The organism is Novosphingobium sp. 18050, from assembly GCF_902706195.1.
GTDB lineage: Bacteria > Pseudomonadota > Alphaproteobacteria > Sphingomonadales > Sphingomonadaceae > Novosphingobium.
On the sequence record NZ_CACSJO010000031.1, the window covers coordinates 1 to 22,254 of the forward strand.

Here is a 22,254-nt window from a genome sequence, read left to right on the forward strand (position 1 = left end):
GATCAGATGCCAGTCCGAGTGGCGGTGAAGGCGTAGCCGAGCCGCCCTCGATACTTAGTAATTGGAAACAAACTCAATGACTTGTTTCCTATCGAGCTTCGTGAGAATCCTGTCTCATCAGGGTAAAATCAGACGGGATATCCCAACCCCCGACGATCCGCGTCCCAATAGACCTGAATTTGAAATACGAGACGCCCTTCAAGGCGAACTCTAGGACCAAATGAGACAGGAGCCGCCATGATCATCGGATACGCCCGCGTGAGTTCGACCTCCCAGTCGCTCGATATCCAGAACGAAGCTCTCACTGCTGCCGGATGCGAGAAGGTGTTCGCCGAGAAGGTGTCGGGACGCTCGGCCACCGACCGCGAGCAGTTGGCGCTGGCGCTTTCCTTCGCAAGGGAATCTGATGTCTTGGTCGTAACCCGGCTCGACCGTCTGGCCCGCAGCGTAGCTGACCTCCACCACATCATTGAAATGTTGAGCGCGAAGGCTGTCGGCTTCCGCTGCCTTAACCAGCCCGGTGTCGATACTGATACGAGTACGGGTCGCTTGAATCTGGCCATTCTTGGGGCTGTGGCTGCCTTCGAGTCGGATATCCGACGCGAAAGACAAATGGAGGGCGTGCGAAAAGCGCAAGCCGCAGGGAAATACCGGGGCCGTCCCGCCAGCATCGACCCGGTGAAGGTCAAAGAACTCAAGGCGACTGGTATGGGCGCTGCGGCTATCGCCAAGACCCTGAACATCGGTCGCGCCAGCGTCTACCGTGCGCTCGCGGCCTGACATATAACGTCGTCGTCATCCCGGAGATCACCATGACCGAAACCGATCCCACGATCATCCCATCCCCGCTGTCGAAAACCGTCAGCCGTGACGGCATCGCTGTGGAGGTCCGCATCTTCAAACTCGAAGAGGACGACGGCTGGACGCTGGAAGTGTTAAACCAGACCGGCACCTCGACCGTGTGGGAGGACCCGTTCGACACCGACGCGGCTGCCTTCGCGGCATTCCAGCGTACGGTCGAGGCCGAAGGGATGGAAACCTTCCTCGACGACGACGCCGAGGGCTGGACTACGATCCACTAACGATCATCTCGCCAGAAGGCCGCACAGCGCCCGGTACTGCGACGCGGCGTCTGCATCTTCAAACCCAAACCGGACGATATCTTGACGAGACCTCGCCATCCGCCATGCTCGAAGCCCCTTACGGCGGCACCACAGGGCCAGTTCATCGCCGATGAACTCGGGGCAATCGCCCTCTTCCATGTGGATCGTAACCTCATCGACGATCACGATGGCAGGGCTGTGGCTCGAAAGGCGCTCGTTCAATGTTCGTAGGGACGGTGTCATCATCACCTATTTATCGACGAGGGTTCCCTGAACCTGTTGTCCCGAAAGCTGCTCACGGCCTAACGTTGGCGGGCTCCGGCCCCTCTCTGTCGACGCCGTGAAGCCATGTGCGGAACTCTTCAAGGGTCATAGCCTCGCACTGCGACGCCGCAGATTGCATGATCCGCTCCACGATCTCTGCAGGAACCTCGCCGCCGTCGCAGAATGGGCATCCGCAAGCGCCTTCTTCAACCACTGCCATCAATGAAGCGTCCTTCCACCCCCGGAGGTCCCGAGGCACGAATGGCAGATGATCGCGAGAACTTCATCGCCCCGGATCGTCACCTGCCCGCCCAAGAACGGGCCGTGGCAGCGATCACAACCTCGGGCCACCGCAGCCTCTACCAGCGATACGTCAGAGTCGTTGAAGTCCATCAGCCCTCCAGATCGTCCCGGCCATCATCGCCTCCGGGCCTGTCCAGTGCAACGATCAACCTCGACCGAGGCTCCATCATTGCCCGACAGACTGCCAGCCACGATTACCTCCACGATGCCTTCAACCCTCACCCAGAACATGGAGTCCCAGCATGACTACACCCTCGAAACCGCCGCAGACAGGGTACGAAATCGATGCTTCCAATGCCGATGTTCCTGCGGCCCAAAATGGTACTCAGCGGAACCCAGCAGGGCTCACCATTTTCCACAGTGTGTTGGAACTGGTGAACGAGGCGCGGGAAACGCGCCTTACCGCATTTCCTTTTTTGCCGGACATGCCGCTGCCGGGTCAGGTGGATCGCGGTGCTTACGTGTGGATGCGTGAGCATACGGGCCGAGATCGTAGCGCGGGCTTGCATGGGGACTTCGCCCGCGCCAATTAGCCTGAATGCGCATTGCTCTTTTTGAACCTGAAATCGCCGGGAATGTCGGCGCCATTCTGCGCCTCGGTGCCTGTTTTGGGGCGGCTGTCGATCTTATCGAGCCCATGGGTTTCGAATGGGACGATCGGAGAGTTCGCCGGACCGCGATGGACTATATCGATCATGTCACCATCGCACGTCATGCCGACTTCGATGCGTTCCGGGCTGCCATTGGCCCGCGAAGACTGGTGCTGTTCACTACGAAGAGCCATGAATCGGCCTATGATTTCCGTTTTAAGGCGGACGATGTCCTGCTCTTTGGAAAGGAAAGCGCGGGTGTGCCTGTCGCTATAGCCGACAGTTGCCATGCGCAGGTGCGCATTCCGATGCGGCCGCAGGTGCGTTCGATGAACCTTGCTACATCGGCGGCGCTGGCACTTGGCGAAGCGCTGCGACAAACGGACACTTTGCCGGGTTGACTGGCCCACGCCGTCAGCATTCGAACTCGGCAAATTTCACCTGCATGGAAGCCGAAATTTGCGGCTTGCGCTTTCGGGAATTCGATTCACGTTCGGAACAGTACTTCGATTGCCGGTTTGAGCTAGGCATTCAGGGTAAGGTCGTCTGGGGCATCGAATGGGCAAGGTCGGCGAAGAGAATGCGGGCGACGCGAGGACCAGACTGGTCGTCGCCTTGCGCGAGGCAGGAGCCGGCGACGTTTCGGCATTGCGCCGGGTCTATGGTCTGACCTCGGCGAAACTATTTGGCATTTGCCTTCGTATCTCTGGTGACAGGGAAGCTGCGGAGGATATTTTGCAGGATGTTTACGTCAAGATCTGGCGCCGGGCCGCCACTTTCGATGCTGCCCGCGCGAGCCCGGTAAGTTGGCTGGCGACGATCGCGCACAATGCTGCCATCGACTGGAGGCGTGCGCAGCCGCGCCGGGATACCGCGCCGGAAGGGGCGTTGGGAACCGTCGCCGATGATGCGCCGCAAGCCGATGAGGTGATGGTGCAGGACGAAGAGCGTCTGCGCCTGCTCGCATGTCTGAATGGGCTTGAGCGGCAACAGGCCGAAGCCATCCGCAGTACGTTCCTGGGGGGGCTGACCTACCAGCAACTGGCCGACCACCTGCAGACGCCGCTGGGGACAATCAAGAGCTGGATCAGGCGCGGTATGCTCAAGCTCAAGGTGTGCCTCGGCGATGGCTGATCCGCATCTGTCTCCCGAACATGAATCCCTTGCCGCCGAGCTGGCGCTGGGGGTCCTCGAAGGTCCGGACCGCGCCGAGGCGCTGCGTCTGACGCTGTCGGACCCGGCTTTCGCGGCCGAGGTGGAGGCATGGCGGCGTCGTCTGTCGCCGCTGCTGGGGACGGTGGTCGCGGCAGTGCCGTCGCCGCGTGTCTGGAATGCGGTCGAAGCGCGTATTGGGGAGGGGGGAGAAATGCTACCGTCGGCCCGCCTGCGCAGCTTGAGGTTGTGGCGCGGCGCAGCGTTTGTTTCCGGCGCTATCGCGGCGGGCCTGGCCCTGATCCTCGTCAGCGGCCCGCCTGCGCCTTCGGTCGTCGTGGTGCCTCCGGCTACATCCATTGCCGTCTCGCAGCTTTCGGGGGCCGATAGCAGCGCTACCATGGCGGTGGCCTACGATCCGCAGAAGGGTTTGCTGCGCCTGGGTGCCGCTGCGCTGGAGGGTTCTGCGAAGAGCCCCGAGCTATGGATCATTCCAGAGGACGGGGTGCCGCGTTCACTGGGTATCGTGCGCGCCGATGGTGACGAGATTACGGTCGATGCAGGCCTTCGCCGCTTCATGAGCGATGGGGCGACTCTGGCGATTACCATGGAGGACGCGTCAAGCGCTCCTCACAAGGCGCCCAGTGCGGCGCCGGTGCTGGCCGGAAAGTTTTCGATTATCTGAGCGGCAGGTGCATCCGGCCCATGCTGGCCTTCGTACCTTCGTTCGCATCCCACGAAACGGGGTGCGAGATGGAAGGATGCTTAACATGAAGGCACAATCCCGGACATTCACCGTAGCCCTGGCAGGTGCGCTCGTACTCGGCGGCGCCACGTCGGTATATGCGGGCTCCAACCCGATGGTTGGCGGCGCTGCGATGTATTCGACGAAGAATATCGTCGAGAACGCCGTCAACTCCAAGGACCACACCACGCTCGTGGCGGCGGTAAAGGCCGCCGGTCTGGTGGAAACGCTGTCTGGCCCCGGGCCCTTCACCGTTTTCGCGCCGACCAATGCCGCGTTCGCCAAGTTGCCCGCAGGCACTGTCGAATCGCTGGTAAAGCCTGAGAACAAGGCGATGCTCACCAAGATCCTCACCTATCATGTGGTCGCCGGCCGGATGACCGCCACGGATATCGCCGCCAACGCCAAGATGCACGGCGGCAAGGCCACGCTGACAACCGTAGAAGGTGAGAAGCTGACCGCGTGGAAGGACAAGGCCGGCGCCTGGTGGCTCAGCGATGCCAAGGGCGGCAAGTCCAAGATAACGATCCCCAACGTCATGCAGTCCAACGGCGTGATCCACGTCGTCGATACGGTGTTGATGCCCTGACGGGGCGCAGGCGGGGTCGATGGCCAAAGGTCACGGCCCCGTCGTTCCCTTTTCCGGCCTGACTACAGGAGCCGATCATGCCTTCGATCCCGCACCGCCGCGATGTCCTGCGCCTTTGTGGTTCGGCCGCAGTCGCCGCGATCTGCTGCCGGGCATTCGGAGCTGAGGCTCTGGCGGCGTCTCCCGTGTCGGGAACGCTCAGGTTAACCGACGCCGAGTGGAGGCAGCGTCTTTCCCCGCAGGCTTACGATATCCTGCGAAGGGGCGGGACGGAGCGGGCCTTCACGAGTCCGCTGAACAAGGAACATCGCAAGGGGCGGTTCCTCTGCGCGGGCTGCGCCTTGCCGCTATTCGCATCGACGACCAAGTTCGATAGCGGCACCGGCTGGCCCAGCTTCTACGATCACTATCCCCGTGCGATCTCCACCAGGATCGACCGCAAGTTCGGCATGAATCGTACCGAGGTCTCGTGCGCCCGCTGCATGGGCCATTTGGGGCACGTCTTCGACGACGGACCGAAGCCGACCGGGCTGCGGTATTGCATGAACGGCGCGGCGATGAAGTTCGAACCCGCCTGACGGTTATGATAAGCCTCAGTCCGGCCCCGCGCCGACGATGAGGCCGTCTCCGATCCACTGACCTAGCAAGGCGGCGGCGCGGTCTATGCCTGCCGATTCGCCCAGCGTCTCGATCAGCGACCCGCATAGCGCGGTGAAATCCTGCCTTGCGGCGCAGCGGATTATCGCCTGCTCCTCCACCGCGTCGATAGTGCGAAAGGAAGGCGCGAAGTCCTGCCTCCATACCACCAGCGCGGCCGGTTCCGGCAGGCGCTCTGCCGTGGACGGGGTTTCGCCGGCGGCAAGGGCCGACCAGATCGCGGCGGCATTGGTCGCGGCGGGGATTATGTCGAGGCTTGGCGTGAAGCGGATAATCGCGGTGTCCCAGTCGACCGCGGCCAGATCGCCGGGTGTCATCGGCGCGGCATCGGGCGCTGTGAAGGCGCGGGACAGTGCCCATTCCAGTGCCGCCAGTTCGGCGACTTCGCCGTCATCCGGATAAAGGCCGGCCAAGGTAACGGCAAAGCCTTCGGGATAGGCGTCGAGCGTCCATGCATGGGGTGGCGAGGCGTCGATATGCGTAATAGCGGCTGCCAAAAACGCATCGTCGCCCAGCCAGGCGTGCGTGTGTCCGTAGGTTTCGGCGAGGCAGGCGACGAGCTGCGTGCGATAGTTGTTCTGGTAGACGGCAAGGCCGGGTCGGGCCGCCGCGCCGATGCGGCTGGCGGCATCGTCCGATCCTTCGACTAGCCATCCGCGAAAATCGCGCTGGAGCGCAGCGAGGTTCATGCCGCCACCTGTCGCTGCGAAACCGCGCCGAGTACGCGGGCCGTCGCCAGTTCGTCCAGCAGGTCTGCCAGCGGGGGGATGGCATCGTCGCGCTCGATCATCGTCGCCACCGGGCCGAGGCGCGCCATGGCATGTTCGTAAAGCGTCCATACCGGCGGCGGAACCGGGCGGTCGTGGGTGTCGATCAGCATGTCCACGCCCTCGCTGTGCCCGGCAAGGTGGATCTGGCGCACCCGATCGGCAGGCACGCCGTCAAGGTAGGCGATCGGATCGAAGCCGTGGTTTGCGGCGCTGACGTGGATGTTGTTGACGTCGAGCAGGAGGTGGCAGCCGGTGCGCTGGCACATCGCGTCGATGAAGGCCCATTCGCTCATCGTCGATCCGTCGAAGGTGACGTAGCTGGACGGATTCTCGACCAGCATCGCGCGGCCCAGCACGTCCTGCGCCAGGTCGATGTTGGCGCAGACGACATCCAGTGCCTCGGGCGTGTAGGGCAGGGGCAGCAGGTCGTGGGAATTGAAGCCCTCGAAGCGCGACCAGCTCAGGTGGTCGGACACGAAGAGCGGCTCGATTTCGTCGACCAGCACTCGCAGTCTGGCTAAATAGGCGCGGTCGAGACTGTCTGCGGAACCGATCGACATCGATACCCCGTGCAGGGCGACCGGATGACGTTCCCGCACGCGGCGCAGGATATCGCGCGGGCGGCCGCCGTCGACCATGAAGTTTTCGGAGATCACCTCCACGAAATCGACGGCGACATCGGTTTCGAGAAAGTCGCGGTAATGCTCCTTGCGAAGGCCGAGGCCGTAGCCGGAGAAGGTCGGGACGGATGCGGTCATGGCGGGCACTCGGCAGGAAGGGGAACCCGGGCGGCATGGCAAACCGCCCGGGCATCCTTGGCGTTACTTGGCTTCGGTGGTGCGGCCGCCGGCTTCGCTGCAGGCCTTTGCGGTCATTTCCTTGAAGCCGTGGCCCTTGCACACATTCATGCCCTTGCAGTCGTTCTGCGCGGTCTTGCAGTCCGACGTGCCTTTGCAGCTGTTGACGCCGAAGCACTGGACGTTTTCGGTTTTCGCGGCCTTGGCGATTGCGGGGGTCGACGTGGCGGCGGCGCTGATCGCCAGCAGGGCGGCGGTCGCGGCGAAAGTGATGCTGGTGGACTTGGCGTTCATGGGTAGATCTCCCAAATTGTCGTGCCGGTTTGGCCTCTCCAGTTCGTGCGGGTGGGAGGGATGGTTACACGCCCCCTCATTCTTTTTTACCAGCGCAGCAGCCGCGGTCCCACCAGCGCCCCGGCGCCTGCGGCCAGCGCGATGCCCAGCGTGTACCAGGTGAGCACGAAGATCGCCGAAACCTCCGGGCAGTGCAGGCAATAGAGCATCGCCGCGCACGAACCGGCGGCCAGCCCTGCCGCCGCGCCGGCTGCCCGCAGTCGGGTCGGCGCGAGGCGGCGAAACGACCAGAGCAGGCCGATGAAGATCGGCGCCGAGAGCATCAGCACCAGCCAGGGGCACTTCTTCCAGCTTTGCCCCAGCCACATCGCCAGCCATTCGCCGGAGGGGACACGGGCCATCTCCATCGCGCCGATCGCGGCCAGCAGGCAGACCGGCACCAGCAACAGCCACAGCCAGCGCAGCCGCCGCAGCCTGGGCGCATCGGGCCGGGCCAGCCGGGCGACCGTGAAAAGCGCGCAAACGGCCAGCGACAGCGTGTAGGTCCACTTCATCCAGAAAGAATAGCCGTGCATCGCCACGTCAAGGTCGGGCCGTATGCCGAGGCCGATGGCGATCAGGATCGCTGTCACCACGCCGCCCGCCAGGATGCCCAGCGCGATCCGGCGGCCGACGGCATGGCGGCGCACCGGCTTCACCTCCGCAGAGAGGTTCTTGATGAGGGTGTCGGTGTTCATCGCCGCTCCCCCGTGATGCGGGCGGCCAACGCTTTCAGGCCGCGATGGATAGAAACTTTCACGTCGGATTCGCCAATGCCTGCGCGGTCTGCCGTTTCTGTGATGCTGAGGCCGTCGATCCGGGTCGCGCGGATAGCCTGCGCCTGCTTGGCGGGCAGATCGGCGAGCAGGCGGTCCATGTCCATGCGCGCATTGCTGGCATCTTCGAAGCCTTCGGCGAGGAGAATATCTTCCAGCCCTTCGATCGGGCAGGTGCGGCGGCGGGCGCGAAAGTGGTCGATCATCTTGTAGCGTGCGACTGCGAACAGCCATGCGGTGAACACGCGGTCGCGGTCGTAAGTGGCACGCCGGGTATGCACGGCGATCAGCGTTTCCTGCACGAGGTCCTCGATATCGTCTTCGCCGCCCGGCATCCGGCGGCGATAGAAGGCACGGAGTAGCGGGACAAGCGCACGAAGCAGCGCGGCATGGGACACGGCATCGCCGTCAAGCCCGCCGATCATCATCGCCCTGAGGTGGTCTTCGCTTGCCCGCATCGATGCTCCTCACCCTCATTCGGGAAGGGGAACGCAAAGGTTACAGGGCAGCATAGAATAAATTCCGCCCCGGCGCACTGTAACCTTCTCGGGGATGGCGCCGAACTGACTTTCGTGAAGCGGCCGAATGACCGGCCTGCACGAGAGGAGACCTCACATGAACAAGACCCCCGCTGCGCTCGCCGCCGCTATTGCGCTGTCCATCGCCGGCAATGCTGCCGCTGCGCCCGCCGCCGCACCCATGGAGAAGTGTTACGGCGTCTCGCTCGCCGGCAAGAACGACTGCAAGGCCGGTGCTGGCACCACCTGCGCAGGCACCTCGAAGACCAACTATCAGGGCAATGCCTGGAAGCTGGTGAAAGCCGGGACTTGCGAGACCATGAAGACACCCAAGGGCCATGGCTCGCTGACCCCAAGGGCCTGAGGCCTTCAGCCAGCCCGGCCTTCCCGCATCCGGCCATCAGCCCCCGTCAGCCGGATGCGGGCGCTTTTTTTTACAGGAGCATTTCGCCATGCCCACTCTCATCGTCCTTCATGACCGTGCCGCTGCGCTGATCGCGCGCCTGTTACCCCCAGCGCTGCTCCTGCTGATTGCGCGGTTGGGCATAGCGGCGGTATTTTTCCAGTCCGGCCGCACCAAGGTGGAAGGACTTCTGACCATAACCCCCGGCACCTATGAGCTTTTCCGCAGCGAATATGTGCTGCCAGTCGTAGCGCCGGAGTTTGCGGCGAGGGCGGCGACGTTAAGCGAACATGCCTTCCCGATCCTGCTGGTGCTGGGTTTGTGCACCCGCCCGGCCGCCGCCGCGCTACTGGGCATGACCGCCATCATCGAGATATTCGTCTACCCAGATGCCTGGCCGACCCATCTGAGCTGGGCGGCCATCCTCCTCCCGCTCATCGCGCGCGGCGGCGGAGCCTGGTCGATCGACGCGATAATAAAGGGGCGCAGTCGGCAGCAGCGGCCACGCTCCAATCACCCGGCTGTTGCCGGGTGTGGAGCGCATGACCGGGGCTGACGGGAGCCCGGAATCATTCGGCCGCGGCAGAGTAAACTCTACCGCGGCCGGGCTGGCTCAATCGAGCGCAGCGTATTCTATCAGCTGCCGTTCGACTTGTCGTCGTCGACGGCACGCACGACGCCGTAGGTCGCTGCGCCGGCGCCAAGCACGGCGAGGACGAGCACGCCGGCCTCTGCCTTGTTCTTTGCCTTGACGGGCGCCGAATGGCGCTCACCGAGGCCGGAAAGGTTGGCGATCTTGCCGGTCGATGCCGATGCAACGGTGCCGGCCTGGGCGGCGACGGGTGCAACGAGCATCGCCGCCGTGCCAACGGCGAAGAGTGCATTCTTGAACTTCATATATCTTCCTATCTTCCGGTTGCTTGAGCCTATGGAATATCACGTAATAATCCATTGGGAACGCCCGAAAATCCGGAAAGCCGTTCAGGTTGCCTTGTTTGCGAGAAAGAAAGATGGCGCTGCCGGTGCTCAGAGGCCCAGATCCTCGATCTTTCCGTCGAAATTGCCGCCCAACTTGTTCGTCGCCGCCGCCAGCTTTTCCGCCGGAGCACCGGCGAGGTAACCGTCGATGATGCGCTGGTAGTTGCTGATCATGCCTTCGACCTGGCTGGAAAGCCGCATGAACTCGAACCCGCTGGCATGAAGGCCCTTCTGCTGGATCGGGATGTTCGCGTAGTCCTGCCGGGGGATCGGGGGAAAGTCCGGGCTGTCGTAGGGCAGCACGGTGGGCTCCATGACTGGTTCAGGCTCCTGGCCTTCGGGGAAGAAGGTCAACGACCAGATTTCGAAGAAGCAGCTTTCCGGGCCGAGCGGGCGGATGCGGTAGGCCGACATCGAGCTGAAGTAAGGCAGCAGGAAGTAATGCGGGAAGAGGAATTCCACTGCATTGATCGGGTGCGACTGCGTTACCGCGCACAAGTCCGGGATCGGTTCGCCGGCCGCTTTCAGGCGCTCGGAGATCTGGTGCATGACCATGCCCAGCCACATGAATATGGCTTGGTTCTTGTCCTCGGGCATGCCTTCTTCGACGCCGATCATGCTGCGCGCGATGTCGACTTCCTTGGCGTGGATCATGCCTGCCATGCCTTCGCCGAGGAGCGCCATCGACTTAACCTGAAGTTCCTGATTCTCGGTGTGCGAAAGCTCAGGCATCGCCATCTGCGGGAAGGCGCCGCGCGGGACGGCGTACATGCTGTCGTACATCATCGGCGCGGCGTGTTGCAGCTGAGGATGCGTCTGCATGACGTGGTAGCCTTCCATGAAGGCCTCCATCGCGATCTTCCAGTTGGCGGGCAGGACCGCGCCGTAGCACCATTCGGCGCGCAGCTTGTCGATGTTGTGGGCATCGAGGCGGTCGGCGAGGGGGCCGATCGAATCACGCACGGGCAGGGCGTCGTTGTCATGGTTGATCCACACGCAGCCGATGAAAGTTTCAGCGCGGCAAGGGATCAGGTTGAGTTCGGCGGCGTCCTGCATCTGGTGTTCGGAGAACAGGTGCTTGCCGTAGATTTTACTGCTTTCGCCGTCCATGTTCCAGCGCCAGCCGTGGAACGGGCAGACGAATCCGCTTTTCGCGCAGTTGCCATGGGCGGTCGGGTGAGAGGCGCCCAGCGGGGTGCCGCCGGCGAAGGGCACGCCGCGATGGCGGCAGGCGTTGTGGAAAGCCTTCACGCCGCTGGCCGTGCGTACGACGATCACCGACTTGCCGACGTTCTCGTACTCGATCCAGTCGCCCACTTCGGGGATCTGTTCCTCGCGGCAGGCCATCTGCCAGACGTTGGGCCACAGGTGGTCCAGCTCCGCCTGATAGAAGTCCGCATCGAAGTAGCGCTTCACGGGGATGCGTTCGGGATCTTCGATCGGGAACGGCACCGGCCGCAGGCCGCCGTCTGCTGATTTGAGCACTCCCAATACCTCTCGCTTTAATCTTGTCCTGTTGAACTAATGTACAGTGCAGGGTGCGGGAGGCAATCGAAGAGGCGCGTGGGCTCATCGCGGCGACGGTAAATGCGGTAGCAGCTTGCCGTCAGGAGCAAGCGGAAGGGGTGTGAAGAAGAAGAGGAAAGGGTGCATGGCGACAGCCTGCGGCGCAGCCCCCGTTTCGCCTTCGCGTGCCGCTTTTTCCTTAGCCCCTCAGGCCGGCTTTACGAAGCTGTCGATCACGCGCTTGCGGCCGGAATGCTCGAAGTCGATCTCCAGCTTGTTGCCTTCCTGCGCCGCGACGCTGCCGTAGCCGAACTTCTCGTGGAAGACGCGGTCGCCAACGGAAATGTCGGAGCGCGGCTTGGCGGCGAAACTGGCGGCGCTGCGAGTGCTTTCGGCGACGCGCTTGGGCTTGGGATCGTATTCCTTCGCGGCGGCACGCTGCCAACCGGGGCCGCGCGTCATCGTGCGGGAAGGCTGGGCACGGGCGACGTCGGCGAAGGGATCGGCATGTTCGGACCATTGCGCCCGCCACAGTGAGGCGCCGCCCGATAGCGTGGTTTCGCTATCGACGTGATCCTCGGGCAGTTCGGCGATGAAGCGTGAGGGTATCGAACTGGTCCACTGACCGTAGATACGCCGGTTGGCGGCATGGACGATCGTGCACTTGCGCCGTGCGCGGGTGATCGCGACGTAAGCGAGGCGGCGCTCTTCCTCAAGGCTGGCAAGGCCGCCTTCGTCGAGCGCCCGCTGTGAGGGGAACACGCCTTCCTCCCAGCCCGGCAGGAAGACGTTGTCGAATTCCAGACCCTTGGCCGCGTGCATGGTCATGATCGTGACCTTTTCCTCGTCCGCGGATTTCTCGTTGTCCATGACGAGGCTGACGTGTTCGAGGAATTCGCCAAGACTGTCGTATTCCTCCATGGCGCGGGCGAGTTCGGCAAGGTTTTCCAGGCGCCCGGTTGCTTCGGCGCTTTTCTCCGCCTGAAGCGCATCGGTGTAGCCGCATTCGTCCATCACGGTGCGCAGCAGGTCCGAGGGCTTTTCGGTGGCGGACAGGTCGCGCCAGCGGGCGAAGTCGCGCATCAGGGCAAGGAAGGTATTGCGCGGACGGGCCGGCAGTTCGTCGCTGTCGGCGATCTCGATCGCGGCGCGGGTCAGCGGGATGTTCTGGCGCCGGGCCAGAGTGTGCAACGCCTCCAGCGCCTTGGCGCCGAGGCCGCGCTTGGGCGCGTTGTAGATACGCTCGAACGCAAGGTCGTCCTGCGGCTGGGCGATTACGCGCAAGTACGCCAGCGCATCGCGGATTTCAGCGCGTTCGTAGAAGCGGAAGCCACCGACGATGCGGTACTTCAGGCCGATCGAGATGAAGCGGTCCTCGAACTCGCGCGTCTGGTACTGGGCGCGCACGAGGATGGCGATCTGGTCCAGCGGGGCGCCTTCGCGCTCCAGCCGCTCGATGTCCTCGCCGATGCGGCGCGCTTCCTCGGGGCCGTCCCAGACGCCGATGACGCGCACTTTGTCGCCGGCGTGCCGCTCGGTCCACAGGGTTTTGCCGAGGCGCTGGGTGTTCTCGTCGATAAGGCCCGATGCGGCGGCCAGGATCTGCGGGGTGGAGCGGTAGTTCTGTTCCAGCTTGATGACCTTGGCGCCCGGAAAATCCTTCTCGAAGCGCAGGATGTTGGCCACTTCGGCGCCGCGCCATGAATAGATCGACTGGTCGTCGTCACCCACCACGCAGATGTTCTGGCGGCCTTGCGCGATCAGGCGCAGCCACAGGTACTGGACCTGGTTGGTGTCCTGATATTCGTCCACCATGACGTATTTGAAGCGCTGCTGATACTGGTCCAGCACATCGCGGTGGGTGCGCAGGATGTTCAGCATGTGCAGCAGCAGATCGCCAAAGTCGCAGGCGTTTACGGCTTTGAGCCGGTCCTGATAGAGCTGGTAGAACTTCCTGCCCTTGCCGTTGGCGTAAGCCTCGTTCTCGCCCGCGTCGAGGTCGGCGGGGTTCAGTCCGCGGTTCTTCCAGCGGTCGATGCAGCCGGCCAGTTGCTTTGCCGGGAAGCGCTTTTCGTCGACGTTCTCGGCGACGATCAACTGCTTGAGGAGGCGCAGCTGATCGTCGGTGTCGATGATCGTGTAGTTGGACTGCAGGCCGACCAGTTCGGCATGGCGGCGCAGCATCTTTGCCGCGACCGAATGGAATGTGCCCAGCCACGGCATCCCCTCCACCGCCGGGCCGATCATGTGTCCTACGCGTTCACGCATTTCGCGCGCGGCGCGGTTGGTGAAGGTGACGCAGAGGATTTCGCTCGGCCAGGCAAGGCGCTCGCGCACAAGATGGGCCAGCCGGGTGGTCAGCGCGGCGGTCTTGCCGGTGCCGGCGCCGGCAAGCATCAGCACCGGGCCTTCGGTGGTCAGCACGGCCTCGCGCTGCGGCTCGTTCAGGCCGCCGATCATGGCTTCGGACGCGCCAGGCGAGGGGGGAGGTGCTTGCAGGTTGTTCACCGTGAACAGTTAGGGAACGGAGCGTCGCGGTGCAAGCCCGCTTCGTCGCAGCTACGGAACATTCCCCGGCGGCGTGCGTCGTTTCGTCAGCAATAATAATAAACGGAGAGTGATAATGCGTAAGTTGTTACTTTCAGGATGCGCCGTGCTCGCCATGCTGGCGGTTCCCGCTGCCATTCAGGCCCAAAGTGCCCCCACGGATCCCGCAATGCCATCGGAAATGTCTGCCGATCCGTCGGGCGCTCCGACCCCCGCAATGCCGCCGTCGCAAGGCGCTCCCCTCACGGCCGAGCAGCAGGCCATGCACGACGGTTGGACGTCGCAGCAGAAGGCCGACTATGCCTCGTGGCCGAACGACTACAAGGTCTATTACTGGACGCTCGATCCTGAGCAGCAGAAGGGCTACTGGGCGCTGACGGGCGAGCAGCGCGGCCAGATCTACAAGATGACGCCCGAACAGCGTCAGATGGCGTGGAACTCTATCGTCCAGCAGATGAAGGGTGAAACGCCGGCCACTCCGATGGGACAGGCTAATCCTCCGGGTGAGGGGATGCCGACCGCCGGAGTGCCGGACCCACAGAATGCCTCGCAGGCCGCGCGTCCGGCAATGCCCGCCGACGAGAACTATCAGGGCGGCCCCTACAAGGGCGCGCTGACCCCGCCGCCGGCGACCGCGATGGACAAGAAATACCCCAAGTGCAGCAAGACGGTGACCGACAGCTGCGTCAATCGCGGCGGTAAGTGAGAACGTGACGGGTTCGTCGTCCCGGACCTGATCCGGGACGACGGAATTATTCAGCCGATCCGGCGCAGCAGGTGTAGGCGGGCTTTGCCTACATCGCGCTCGGTTTCGGTCTCGAAGCCTTTGATCGAAAACGCTTCACCCTTGCCGGTCTCGAGGGCGACCAGAGTGGCCTCGCCGATCCAGCCGAGCCGGGCGAGCTTGTCGATCGCCACCGCGCCCGCGCCGGTATCGTAAGGCGGGTCGAGCAGCACGAGATCGAGCGGCTCCTTCGCCGGACCCAGCGAGAGCACTGAACTGGCGCGTACGTCGCAACGCGGCTGGGCGCGCAAAGCTGTGATGTTGGCGCGAATCGCGCGGATCGCAGCGGCGTCCTGATCCACGAAAAGGCAATGCGCTGCCCCGCGCGACAGGGCCTCAAGCCCCAGCGCGCCCGATCCGGCGAACAGGTCGGCGACCTTGAGGTCCTCGAACGCGCCCAGCCGGCTCACCAGCATCGAGAACAGCGTCTCGCGGGTGCGGTCGGCGGTGGGGCGGGTCGTGTCGCCGGCAGGCGCGGCCAGTTTGCGGCCGCGCCATTCACCCGCGATGATGCGAAGGTTGGCGCTCAATCCTCGCCCTCCTCGGCCTCGATTGCGGAGATATCCTCGATTGCGGGGATATCCTCGTCCACGCCGGTATCTTCGCTGGTGCCAGTGTCTTCGTCCCCGGCCTCGGCGGCTTTCCTGGCGTCGACGGCGCGGGCGTTCGCTTCCCTAGCCTCGTTTTCCTTTAGGGTGCGGCGGAAGGTTTCCAGATCCTTCTGCGACACTTCGCCGGCCGCGCCCTTGGGCAGGTCGCCCAGGCGGAACGGGCCGTAGGAGACGCGCAGCAGGCGGCTGACCTGCAGGTCCAGCGCTTCCAGAACGCGGCGGACTTCGCGGTTCTTGCCTTCAGTCAGGGTCATTTCGATCCACTGGTTGCGCCCCGTCCGGCGCTCCATGTTGGCGTCGATCCGGCCATAGATCACGCCGTCGACCTCGATGCCTTCCATCAGCTCTTCGAGGCGGCTCTGCGTGATATCGCCGAAAGTACGCGCGCGGTAGGTGCGCGGCACGCCGGTGGCGGGCAGTTCGAGCTGGCGCTTGAACTCACCGTCGTTGGTCAGCAGCAGCAGGCCTTCGGTGTTGAGATCGAGTCGGCCGATCGGCATGACACGGCCTGCGCCGTCCGGCAGGGCGTTGCGAAGCGCGCTGTAGATCGTCGGGCGACCGGCCATGTCGCGCTCGGCAGTGATGAGGCCGGCGGGCTTGTGGAACAGAAACAGGCGCGTGCCTTCCGGCGCGGCGACCCGGTTGCCGTCGACGGTGACGCCGGCAAGGCTGGTCAGCACGGTAGAGGGCGTCTCGATCAGATCGTCGCCGAGCCGCACACGGCCCTCGATGATCATGCGCTCCACTTCGCGGCGGCTGGCAACGCCGGCACGGGCGAGCAGCTTGGCGATACGCTCGCCTTCGCGGACGGGGAGCGTGGGGTCCTTGGCCGTCGGCGCCTTGGCGCGCGGGGCCGGGCCGGGGCGGGCGATCGGGCGGCCGCCGGTGCGCGGGCCGTCGCTGCGTCCGCCGCCTCCGCCGTAGCGGTTTTCACGCTTGTCGCCGTAGCGGTCGTCACGCGGGGCGCCGCGCGAATAGGTAGCGCGCGGACCATCGCTACGGCCGCCGCCACGGGGAGCGCCGTCACGGGGCGCCGAATCGCGCGAATATGTGCCGCGCGGCGAGTAATCGCGCGGGCCGCTGCTGCGGGGCGCGTCGTCGCGGGGCGCCCGGTCGCGAGGAGCTGCATCACGCGGCGCACCGCGCGAACCGCCGTCACGGGGGAAGCTGTCACGCGGGCCGCCGCGAGGGGCATCGCTGCGAGGGCCGCCGTCGCGCGAGTAGGTGCCGCGCTGGCCGCCGCTGCGCGGGGCTTCCTCGCGTGCGCCGCTACGTCCGCCGCCATCGCGCGGGGTGTAGCCGCCGCGCGAACCGCTGCCGCGTGCGGCTTCATCGCGTCCGACGCTGCGGTAGCTGCTGTCGCGCCCACCTTCACGGGGGCCGCCATCACGCGAGTACGCGCCGCGTCCGCCGCCCCGAGGTGCGTCACCGCGCGGAGAATCGCCGCGCGATCCGCCGTTGTAGCGCGAGCCACCACCCTGGGAACCGCCGCCACCGCCGCCGCCACGCGGGCCATCGCCGCGCGAAACGCCGTTATAGCGCGATCCGCCGCCGTCGGAGCCGCCGCTGCGGGGCGATCTTCCGCGATCTCCCCCGGACGAGGAGCCTCCGAAAGAGGAACCATCGCGGGATGAGCCGCCGGAATTGCGGCCGCGGCCTGGGCCGCCGGACTTGCTGGGAGGTTTGGACATTCGAGCGCCCATACCTGTTGATCGCCGCTTCATCCAGCCTTCCCTTCGCGGCCAGCGCCGCTAAGTTGACCGTAACTACGCCTTAACGGCACCTAAGTGACATCAAGGAGACAGGCGTGGGCGCCGATAGCAGTGTTGAGCGTCGCAGCGTCTGGGGCTCGGTGAAGCCGTATTTCGAACGGGAATCGCTTGCTGCGTTCATGCTCGGGCTGTCCTCCGGCTTCCCTTACGCGATGATCGGCGCCACGCTGACCACGCGTTTGGCGCAGGACGGCATCGATAAGAAAGTCGTCACTGCCTTCACGCTGGCCTTCCTCGTCTACAACCTGAAGGTGTTCTGGGCCTGGATCATCGACGGGGTTCGCCTGCCGGTGATCGGCCGGCTGGGGCAGCGCGTTTCGTGGATGCTGGTCTGCGGGGTGGCGGTGATGGCCGCCGTCATCAACCTTGCGCTGGTCGATCCGCGCGATGCCTTGCAGGCCACCGTAGTCGCCGCCGTACTGGTGGGCGTGGCGGGTGCCAGCTTCGACATCGTCATCGACGCTTACCGTATCGAGACGCTCAAGCCGTATCAGCTCGGCACCGGATCGGGCATGAGCCAGTATGGCTGGCGCATCGGCTCGGCGGGCGCGGGCGCATTGGCGCTGGTGCTTTCGGCGCGGTACGGGTGGAGCGTGGGCTACATGGCCTGCGCCATGTTCGCGCTTCCCGCAATGCTGGCTGCGCTGTTCCTCGGTGAGCCGGAACGCCGCAAGGTGGTGGTCGAGAAAAAGGGCGTCGGCGAAGTCTGGGCCTCCATTGTCGGGCCGTTCGGGGAGTTCTTCCGGCGCAACGGCGCGTTTCTCGTGCTGCTGTTCATCCTCGTCCACAAGATCGGCGATACGCTGGCGAACCTGACGTTCCGCCTGCTGTTCGACGACCTCGGCTTCAGCAACGACGAGATCGCCATCTACGATATCGGGCTGGGTTTCTGGGCCTACATGATCGGCGTGTTCATCGGCGGAGTCGCTTATGCGCGGCTGGGCCTGAAGCGTTCGGTGATGATCTCGCTGGTCTTGATGGGCGTGTCGAACCTCAGCTTCGCGGCGCTTGCGGCGGCGGGGCACAGCAACTGGGGCATGGCCGGGGCGATCGGGTTCGAGAACATCGCCAGCGGCTATGGCGGCGTGGTGGTGATCGCCTATTTCTCGGCGCTGTGCGACTTGCGCTACACGGCTTCGCAATATGCGCTGATCTCGGCGGCGGCGAGCGTGGTGGGGCGGCTGCTGACCGGCACCACGGCGGGCGCGCTGATCGAGGCGCTGGGGTATGTGAACTTCTACCTGCTGACGACGGTAGCCTCGCTGCCGGGCATGGTGCTGTTCTGGTGGATGAGCCGGACCGGGCTGGTCGATCAGGCCATGGGCTCTGCTGGTGAGATTGAGCCGGAGGAAGAAGCCATCGCTTGAAGATGCCGTCGTCCCGGACTTGATCCGGGGCGACGCGCTTTTCCAGCCCGGTGTCTTCAGTCCGGCATTTCGCCGTTGCCGCGCAGCACTGCGCCGGCAAGGTAGAGCGAACCCGCGATCAGCACCGCGCGCGGATTACGCTGTTCCAGTTCCCGCAGCGCCGTCGCCACATCGGGCGCACTCGCCGCTTCAGGCGCCCACTGGGCGAAAGCCTCGGGCGGCAGGCACTCGTGGCCGGGCACCGGCACCAGCGTCACGCTTTCGACCAGCCGGTGCAGCGGATCGAGCAGGGCGCCGGGATCCTTGCCCGCGATCATGCCGAGGACGAGGTGTGCCGCGATTTCCTGTTCTTCGAGGAACTTCCCCAGTGCAAGGCCCGCATCGCGGTTGTGGCCGCCGTCGAGCCATACCGCCGTACCGGGCACAAGCCGGGTAAGCGGGCCATCGCCCAGAAGCTGCATCCGTGCAGGCCAGCGCGCGGCGCGGATGCCGGCGGCCATGCTTGCAGGGTCGATGGTGAGCACCTGCTGGCGCCGCAGCATGGCGACGGCAAGGGCGGCGTTGTCGGCCTGATGCGCGCCGGGGATGCGGGGCAAGGGCAGGGTCAGCGATCCGGCGCCGTCCTCGAACCATAGGGCATCGCTGGTGGCCTGCGCATTCCAGGCCTCGCCGCGCAAGTAGAGGGGCACGTCCTCGGAGGCGGCCAGGGATTGCAGCACGGCCACCACGTCTGCCGGATAGGCTTGCGTCACCAGCGGCACGTGAGGGCGGCGGATGCCGGCCTTCTCGAAGGCGATTCGTGCCAGCGGCTCGGTGGGTACGCCGTGGTCGGGGGCGAGGAGGAAACGTTCGTGGTCGATGCCCAGCGTCGCGATCCCGCAGGCGAGCGGGGCGGGCAGGACATTGGTGGCATCGAACCGGCCGCCAAGGCCCACCTCGATCACGCAGACATCCGCCGGATGCCGCGCGAAGGCGAGGAAGCTGGCGGCGATGGTGGTTTCGAAGAAGCTGACGTCCAGGCCGTCTGCCGCGTCGAGGACTTCGCCCAGCAATGCAGCCAGTTCGTCGTCGCTGACCAGTTCGCCGGCGATGCGGATGCGTTCGTTGTAGCGGACCAGATGCGGGCTGGTGATCGCATGGACGCGGTAACCCTGCGCTTCGAGGATCGCGCGCAGGTAAGCGCAGGTCGAGCCTTTGCCGTTGGTGCCCGCGACATGAAACGCCGGAGGAATGGCAAGGTGAGGGTCGCCCAGCCGCGCCAGCAGGGTGCGGACCGTGTCCAGCCCAAGCCGCCCCTGCGGCAGGGACAACGCGGCGAGGCGGTCGAGCTGGGCCTGTACGGCGGGCGCGTCCGACACCGCGAAGTCCTTCACGTTCAGCGCGCCGAGTGTACCGCCTGCGCCAGCGCCGAGGTCAGCGCCTGGAGCGGGCCGGGCGCGTCTTTGCCGTGCTGCTTGACGAGATCGACCAGCGCGGAGCCAACGACCACGCCGTCCGCAACCCTGGCGATGGCGGCGGCCTGTTCGGGCGTGCGCACGCCGAAGCCGACCGCGACGGGGATCGTGGCAGCGGCCTTGAGGCGGGCCACGGCTTCCTCGATCGAACTTTGCGCAGCCTGCTGCTGGCCGGTGATGCCCGCGACCGAGACGTAGTAGAGGAAGCCCGAAGACCCCTCCAGCACGGCGGGAAGGCGCGCGGTGTCGGTGGTGGGGGTGGCAAGGCGGATCAGCGAAACGCCTTTCGCGCGCAGGGCCGGGCCGATTTCGGCGTCTTCCTCGGGCGGAATGTCGACGCAGATTACGCCGTCCACACCGGCCTTGGCGCATTCGTCCGCAAACCATTCCGAACCGCGAATCGTCATCGGGTTGGCATAGCCCATCAGTACCAGCGGCACGTTCGGGTGGCGCGCGCGAAAGCCGGTGGCGATCGCGAAGATATCGGCGGTCTTCGTGCCGGCCGCGAAGGAGCGCAGGTTCGCTTCCTGGATCGCCATGCCATCGGCCATGGGATCGGTGAAGGGCATCCCCAGTTCGATCACGTCGGCTCCGCCCGCGACCAGCGCGTCGAGGTTGGCGGCGGTGTCACCGTCGCCCCCGGTGATGAAGCAGACGAGGGCCGGACCCTTGGCGAAAGCGGTTTCGAAGCGTGTCATCAGGAAAACAGCGTCTTTCCAGAATAGCGAAGCAGGGCGGCCGTTACGGCGACGAAGAATGCGAGATAGGCGAGGCTGACGGCGATGTGGCTCCAGTCACCCCGGAAGGCGAAGGCCCAGAAATACCCGGCGCCGGAAAGATCGAACGAGCGCGCCTTCACAAGGTCGGCAAGCACGCGGATCGCCGGGAACACCGCCATCCAGAGCAGGGCGGCGTCGATCAGTGACCGCTGCCACCCGCCCTTCTTCAAAGCTCGAACCCCAGCGCCTCGGCGACGGTGAAGATGTCCTTGTCGCCGCGGCCCGAGACGTTGACGACGAGGATCTTGTCTTCGTCCATCTCGGCGGTGAGCTGGGGCAGGGCGGCAAGCGCGTGGGCGCTTTCGAGGGCGGGAATGATGCCTTCGAGGGCACAGCACAGCTGGAAGGCTTCCAGCGCCTGATCGTCGGTGATCGGCACGTAGCGCACGCGGCCGCTTTCGTGCAGCCAGGAATGCTCCGGGCCAAGGCCGGGATAGTCCAGGCCGGCGCTGATCGAGTGCGCTTCGGTGATCTGGCCGTCCTCGTCCTGCAGCAGGTAGGTTTTGTTGCCGTGCAGGATGCCGGGCTTGCCGCCGGCGAGGCTGGCGGCGTGCTCGCCGGTCTCGATGCCGTGGCCGGCCGCCTCGATGCCGACCATGGCGACATCGGGATCGTCGAGGAAGGGGTGGAACATGCCGATCGCGTTCGATCCGCCGCCCACTGCTGCGACTAGCATGTCGGGCAGGCGGCCCTCTGCCTCCAGGATCTGCGCCTTGGTCTCGTTGCCGATCACGCTCTGAAAGTCGCGGACCAGTTCTGGATACGGGTGCGGGCCGGCTGCGGTGCCGATGATGTAGAACGTGTCGTGGACGTTGGCGACCCAGTCGCGCAGCGCCTCGTTCATGGCGTCCTTCAGGGTTTCCGCGCCGCTGGTGACGGCGTGCACCTCGGCGCCGAGCAGCTTCATGCGAAAGACGTTGGGCTTCTGGCGCTCAACATCCTTGGCGCCCATGAAGATCACGCAGGGCAGGCCGAAGCGCGCTGCGACCGTGGCGGTGGCGACGCCGTGCTGGCCCGCGCCGGTCTCGGCAATGATGCGGGTCTTGCCCATGCGCATGGCCAGCAGAATCTGGCCGACGCAGTTGTTGATCTTGTGCGCGCCGGTGTGGTTCAGGTCTTCGCGCTTGAAGTAGATTTTCGGGCCTTTGCCCTCAGGTGCAAGCGCGCGGAAATGCTCGGTGATGCGCGGCGCGGGGTAGAGCGGGCTGGGCCGTCCCACGAAATTCTTGAGCAGGTCGTCGAATTCGGCCTGGAATGCCGGGTCGCCTTGCGCCCTGCGGTATTCCTTCTCGAGGTCGAGGATGAGCGGCATCAGCGTTTCGGCGACATACCGTCCCCCGAACTGGCCGAAGTGGCCGGTCTCGTCGGGAAGGGAGCGCAAGCTGTTCACGGGCGGTTGGGCTGTCATGGTACTGGCGCTTGGCAGAGGCCCCGGCGCTTGTCCAGACGACTTTGT

At 65.0% G+C, this 22,254-nt stretch carries 27 protein-coding genes; 12 read left to right on the top strand and 15 right to left on the bottom strand.

Translation table 11 applies throughout. The annotated features are described in order from the left end of the window. Window positions 1-237: 237 nt before the first annotated feature. Window positions 238-780 carry a recombinase family protein gene (locus GVL61_RS21025; RefSeq protein WP_159982611.1) on the top strand — a complete coding sequence of 181 codons (543 nt, stop codon included), beginning with the start codon at window positions 238-240 and terminating at the stop codon, window positions 778-780. A 32-nt stretch (window positions 781-812) separates the two neighbouring features. Next, window positions 813-1,082 carry a hypothetical protein gene (locus tag GVL61_RS21030; RefSeq protein ID WP_159982612.1) on the top strand — a complete coding sequence of 90 codons (270 nt, stop codon included), beginning with the start codon at window positions 813-815 and terminating at the stop codon, window positions 1,080-1,082. Window positions 1,083-1,085: 3 nt separating this feature from the next. Here GVL61_RS21030 and GVL61_RS21035 read toward each other — a convergent pair whose 3' ends face one another. Then, window positions 1,086-1,349, bottom strand: coding sequence for a hypothetical protein (locus tag GVL61_RS21035; protein WP_159982613.1), 264 nt, complete (start codon window positions 1,347-1,349; stop codon window positions 1,086-1,088). A gap of 563 nt (window positions 1,350-1,912) precedes the next feature. Between GVL61_RS21035 and GVL61_RS21040 the strand changes: the two genes are divergently transcribed. The 6 genes from GVL61_RS21040 to msrB all read left to right on the top strand — a co-directional run bounded on the left by GVL61_RS21040 (window position 1,913) and on the right by msrB (window position 5,324). After that, window positions 1,913-2,203 carry a hypothetical protein gene (locus GVL61_RS21040; protein ID WP_159982614.1) on the top strand — a complete coding sequence of 97 codons (291 nt, stop codon included), beginning with the start codon at window positions 1,913-1,915 and terminating at the stop codon, window positions 2,201-2,203. Between the two features lie 5 nt (window positions 2,204-2,208). Next, window positions 2,209-2,661 carry a tRNA (cytidine(34)-2'-O)-methyltransferase gene (locus tag GVL61_RS21045; protein ID WP_159982615.1) on the top strand — a complete coding sequence of 151 codons (453 nt, stop codon included), beginning with the start codon at window positions 2,209-2,211 and terminating at the stop codon, window positions 2,659-2,661. A gap of 157 nt (window positions 2,662-2,818) precedes the next feature. Further along, window positions 2,819-3,394 carry a sigma-70 family RNA polymerase sigma factor gene (locus GVL61_RS21050; protein ID WP_159982616.1) on the top strand — a complete coding sequence of 192 codons (576 nt, stop codon included), beginning with the start codon at window positions 2,819-2,821 and terminating at the stop codon, window positions 3,392-3,394. Then, a complete protein-coding gene (locus GVL61_RS21055) occupies window positions 3,387-4,097 on the top strand; it encodes an anti-sigma factor (RefSeq protein ID WP_159982617.1) in 711 nt (236 codons plus the stop codon). Before GVL61_RS21050 ends, GVL61_RS21055 begins: the two co-directional genes overlap by 8 nt. A gap of 85 nt (window positions 4,098-4,182) precedes the next feature. Beyond that, window positions 4,183-4,746, top strand: a complete 564-nt coding sequence (locus GVL61_RS21060; RefSeq protein WP_159982618.1) for a fasciclin domain-containing protein — start codon at window positions 4,183-4,185, stop codon at window positions 4,744-4,746. A 77-nt stretch (window positions 4,747-4,823) separates the two neighbouring features. Continuing rightward, window positions 4,824-5,324: a peptide-methionine (R)-S-oxide reductase MsrB gene (gene msrB, locus GVL61_RS21065; RefSeq protein ID WP_159982619.1), complete on the top strand. Its 501-nt coding sequence runs from the start codon at window positions 4,824-4,826 to the stop codon at window positions 5,322-5,324. Between the two features lie 15 nt (window positions 5,325-5,339). Here msrB and GVL61_RS21070 read toward each other — a convergent pair whose 3' ends face one another. The 5 genes from GVL61_RS21070 to GVL61_RS21090 form a co-directional block, all read right to left on the bottom strand. Next, window positions 5,340-6,092 (bottom strand): DNA-binding domain-containing protein, encoded by a 753-nt coding sequence (locus GVL61_RS21070; protein ID WP_159982620.1) that lies wholly within the window; start codon window positions 6,090-6,092, stop codon window positions 5,340-5,342. After that, the gene (locus tag GVL61_RS21075) at window positions 6,089-6,931 is read right to left on the bottom strand and encodes a DUF692 domain-containing protein (RefSeq protein WP_159982621.1); all 843 of its coding nucleotides are present in this window, start codon (window positions 6,929-6,931) and stop codon (window positions 6,089-6,091) included. Before GVL61_RS21075 ends, GVL61_RS21070 begins: the two co-directional genes overlap by 4 nt. 63 nt (window positions 6,932-6,994) lie before the next feature. Then, window positions 6,995-7,264 (bottom strand): hypothetical protein, encoded by a 270-nt coding sequence (locus tag GVL61_RS21080; protein ID WP_159982622.1) that lies wholly within the window; start codon window positions 7,262-7,264, stop codon window positions 6,995-6,997. A gap of 86 nt (window positions 7,265-7,350) precedes the next feature. Beyond that, complete coding sequence (locus tag GVL61_RS21085) at window positions 7,351-8,001, bottom strand: DUF1109 domain-containing protein (protein WP_159982623.1); 651 nt, start codon at window positions 7,999-8,001, stop codon at window positions 7,351-7,353. Beyond that, window positions 7,998-8,537: a sigma-70 family RNA polymerase sigma factor gene (locus GVL61_RS21090; protein ID WP_159982624.1), complete on the bottom strand. Its 540-nt coding sequence runs from the start codon at window positions 8,535-8,537 to the stop codon at window positions 7,998-8,000. Before GVL61_RS21090 ends, GVL61_RS21085 begins: the two co-directional genes overlap by 4 nt. A 157-nt stretch (window positions 8,538-8,694) precedes the next feature. On the opposite strand from GVL61_RS21090, the gene GVL61_RS21095 reads away from it, so the two are divergent. Beyond that, a complete protein-coding gene (locus GVL61_RS21095) occupies window positions 8,695-8,961 on the top strand; it encodes a DUF2282 domain-containing protein (protein ID WP_159982625.1) in 267 nt (88 codons plus the stop codon). An 88-nt stretch (window positions 8,962-9,049) separates the two neighbouring features. Further along, entirely contained in the window at window positions 9,050-9,556 is a 507-nt protein-coding gene (locus GVL61_RS21100) for a DoxX family protein (RefSeq protein ID WP_159982626.1), read from the top strand. Between the two features lie 80 nt (window positions 9,557-9,636). Here the strand turns inward: GVL61_RS21100 and GVL61_RS21105 are convergent, their stop codons facing one another. The 3 genes from GVL61_RS21105 to GVL61_RS21115 form a co-directional block, all read right to left on the bottom strand. Beyond that, on the bottom strand, window positions 9,637-9,897 hold the full coding sequence (locus GVL61_RS21105) for a hypothetical protein (RefSeq protein WP_159982627.1): 261 nt from the start codon (window positions 9,895-9,897) through the stop codon (window positions 9,637-9,639). Window positions 9,898-10,026: 129 nt separating this feature from the next. After that, window positions 10,027-11,463, bottom strand: coding sequence for an SRPBCC family protein (locus GVL61_RS21110; protein WP_159982628.1), 1,437 nt, complete (start codon window positions 11,461-11,463; stop codon window positions 10,027-10,029). A gap of 228 nt (window positions 11,464-11,691) precedes the next feature. Then, a complete protein-coding gene (locus GVL61_RS21115) occupies window positions 11,692-13,944 on the bottom strand; it encodes an ATP-dependent helicase (RefSeq protein WP_159982629.1) in 2,253 nt (750 codons plus the stop codon). A gap of 163 nt (window positions 13,945-14,107) precedes the next feature. On the opposite strand from GVL61_RS21115, the gene GVL61_RS21120 reads away from it, so the two are divergent. Next, window positions 14,108-14,737, top strand: a complete 630-nt coding sequence (locus GVL61_RS21120) for a hypothetical protein (protein WP_159982630.1) — start codon at window positions 14,108-14,110, stop codon at window positions 14,735-14,737. Between the two features lie 50 nt (window positions 14,738-14,787). On the opposite strand, the gene rsmD is transcribed toward GVL61_RS21120, so the two are convergent. Together rsmD and GVL61_RS21130 are read right to left on the bottom strand one after the other, a co-directional pair. Then, complete coding sequence (rsmD, locus tag GVL61_RS21125) at window positions 14,788-15,345, bottom strand: 16S rRNA (guanine(966)-N(2))-methyltransferase RsmD (protein WP_159982631.1); 558 nt, start codon at window positions 15,343-15,345, stop codon at window positions 14,788-14,790. After that, window positions 15,342-17,117, bottom strand: a complete 1,776-nt coding sequence (locus GVL61_RS21130) for a pseudouridine synthase (RefSeq protein WP_159982632.1) — start codon at window positions 17,115-17,117, stop codon at window positions 15,342-15,344. Before GVL61_RS21130 ends, rsmD begins: the two co-directional genes overlap by 4 nt. A gap of 116 nt (window positions 17,118-17,233) precedes the next feature. Here GVL61_RS21130 and GVL61_RS21135 point away from each other — a divergent pair, with 116 nt between their 5' ends. Continuing rightward, window positions 17,234-18,565, top strand: a complete 1,332-nt coding sequence (locus GVL61_RS21135) for an MFS transporter (protein WP_159982633.1) — start codon at window positions 17,234-17,236, stop codon at window positions 18,563-18,565. Window positions 18,566-18,621: 56 nt separating this feature from the next. Here GVL61_RS21135 and GVL61_RS21140 read toward each other — a convergent pair whose 3' ends face one another. Genes GVL61_RS21140 through trpB form a run of 4 tightly spaced genes read right to left on the bottom strand, consistent with a single transcriptional unit; the run spans window position 18,622 to window position 22,206 of the window. Further along, window positions 18,622-19,938 carry a folylpolyglutamate synthase/dihydrofolate synthase family protein gene (locus GVL61_RS21140; RefSeq protein ID WP_159982634.1) on the bottom strand — a complete coding sequence of 439 codons (1,317 nt, stop codon included), beginning with the start codon at window positions 19,936-19,938 and terminating at the stop codon, window positions 18,622-18,624. A 2-nt stretch (window positions 19,939-19,940) separates the two neighbouring features. Next, window positions 19,941-20,717, bottom strand: a complete 777-nt coding sequence (gene trpA, locus GVL61_RS21145; protein WP_159982636.1) for a tryptophan synthase subunit alpha — start codon at window positions 20,715-20,717, stop codon at window positions 19,941-19,943. Next, window positions 20,717-20,968, bottom strand: a complete 252-nt coding sequence (locus GVL61_RS21150; protein WP_159982638.1) for a hypothetical protein — start codon at window positions 20,966-20,968, stop codon at window positions 20,717-20,719. The genes trpA and GVL61_RS21150 overlap by 1 nt, the downstream gene beginning before the upstream one ends. Beyond that, entirely contained in the window at window positions 20,965-22,206 is a 1,242-nt protein-coding gene (gene trpB, locus GVL61_RS21155) for a tryptophan synthase subunit beta (protein WP_159982640.1), read from the bottom strand. Before trpB ends, GVL61_RS21150 begins: the two co-directional genes overlap by 4 nt. Window positions 22,207-22,254 lie beyond the last annotated feature (48 nt).

Excerpts from the sequence above, each read along its gene's own strand:
- msrB (WP_159982619.1), top strand. The coding sequence starts at position 4,824 with ATGCCTTCGATCCCGCACCGCCGCGATGTCCTGCGCCTTTGTGGTTCG.
- GVL61_RS21100 (WP_159982626.1), top strand. The coding sequence starts at position 9,050 with ATGCCCACTCTCATCGTCCTTCATGACCGTGCCGCTGCGCTGATCGCG.
- trpB (WP_159982640.1), bottom strand. The coding sequence starts at position 22,206 with ATGACAGCCCAACCGCCCGTGAACAGCTTGCGCTCCCTTCCCGACGAG.
- GVL61_RS21095 (WP_159982625.1), top strand. The coding sequence starts at position 8,695 with ATGAACAAGACCCCCGCTGCGCTCGCCGCCGCTATTGCGCTGTCCATC.
- GVL61_RS21115 (WP_159982629.1), bottom strand. The coding sequence starts at position 13,944 with ATGATCGGCGGCCTGAACGAGCCGCAGCGCGAGGCCGTGCTGACCACC.
- GVL61_RS21025 (WP_159982611.1), top strand. The coding sequence starts at position 238 with ATGATCATCGGATACGCCCGCGTGAGTTCGACCTCCCAGTCGCTCGAT.
- GVL61_RS21085 (WP_159982623.1), bottom strand. The coding sequence starts at position 8,001 with ATGAACACCGACACCCTCATCAAGAACCTCTCTGCGGAGGTGAAGCCG.
- GVL61_RS21045 (WP_159982615.1), top strand. The coding sequence starts at position 2,209 with ATGCGCATTGCTCTTTTTGAACCTGAAATCGCCGGGAATGTCGGCGCC.
- GVL61_RS21120 (WP_159982630.1), top strand. The coding sequence starts at position 14,108 with ATGCGTAAGTTGTTACTTTCAGGATGCGCCGTGCTCGCCATGCTGGCG.
- GVL61_RS21105 (WP_159982627.1), bottom strand. The coding sequence starts at position 9,897 with ATGAAGTTCAAGAATGCACTCTTCGCCGTTGGCACGGCGGCGATGCTC.
- GVL61_RS21055 (WP_159982617.1), top strand. The coding sequence starts at position 3,387 with ATGGCTGATCCGCATCTGTCTCCCGAACATGAATCCCTTGCCGCCGAG.
- GVL61_RS21030 (WP_159982612.1), top strand. The coding sequence starts at position 813 with ATGACCGAAACCGATCCCACGATCATCCCATCCCCGCTGTCGAAAACC.
- GVL61_RS21035 (WP_159982613.1), bottom strand. The coding sequence starts at position 1,349 with ATGATGACACCGTCCCTACGAACATTGAACGAGCGCCTTTCGAGCCAC.
- GVL61_RS21130 (WP_159982632.1), bottom strand. The coding sequence starts at position 17,117 with ATGTCCAAACCTCCCAGCAAGTCCGGCGGCCCAGGCCGCGGCCGCAAT.
- GVL61_RS21050 (WP_159982616.1), top strand. The coding sequence starts at position 2,819 with ATGGGCAAGGTCGGCGAAGAGAATGCGGGCGACGCGAGGACCAGACTG.
- GVL61_RS21080 (WP_159982622.1), bottom strand. The coding sequence starts at position 7,264 with ATGAACGCCAAGTCCACCAGCATCACTTTCGCCGCGACCGCCGCCCTG.
- GVL61_RS21060 (WP_159982618.1), top strand. The coding sequence starts at position 4,183 with ATGAAGGCACAATCCCGGACATTCACCGTAGCCCTGGCAGGTGCGCTC.
- GVL61_RS21090 (WP_159982624.1), bottom strand. The coding sequence starts at position 8,537 with ATGCGGGCAAGCGAAGACCACCTCAGGGCGATGATGATCGGCGGGCTT.
- trpA (WP_159982636.1), bottom strand. The coding sequence starts at position 20,717 with ATGACACGCTTCGAAACCGCTTTCGCCAAGGGTCCGGCCCTCGTCTGC.
- GVL61_RS21070 (WP_159982620.1), bottom strand. The coding sequence starts at position 6,092 with ATGAACCTCGCTGCGCTCCAGCGCGATTTTCGCGGATGGCTAGTCGAA.
- GVL61_RS21040 (WP_159982614.1), top strand. The coding sequence starts at position 1,913 with ATGACTACACCCTCGAAACCGCCGCAGACAGGGTACGAAATCGATGCT.
- GVL61_RS21075 (WP_159982621.1), bottom strand. The coding sequence starts at position 6,931 with ATGACCGCATCCGTCCCGACCTTCTCCGGCTACGGCCTCGGCCTTCGC.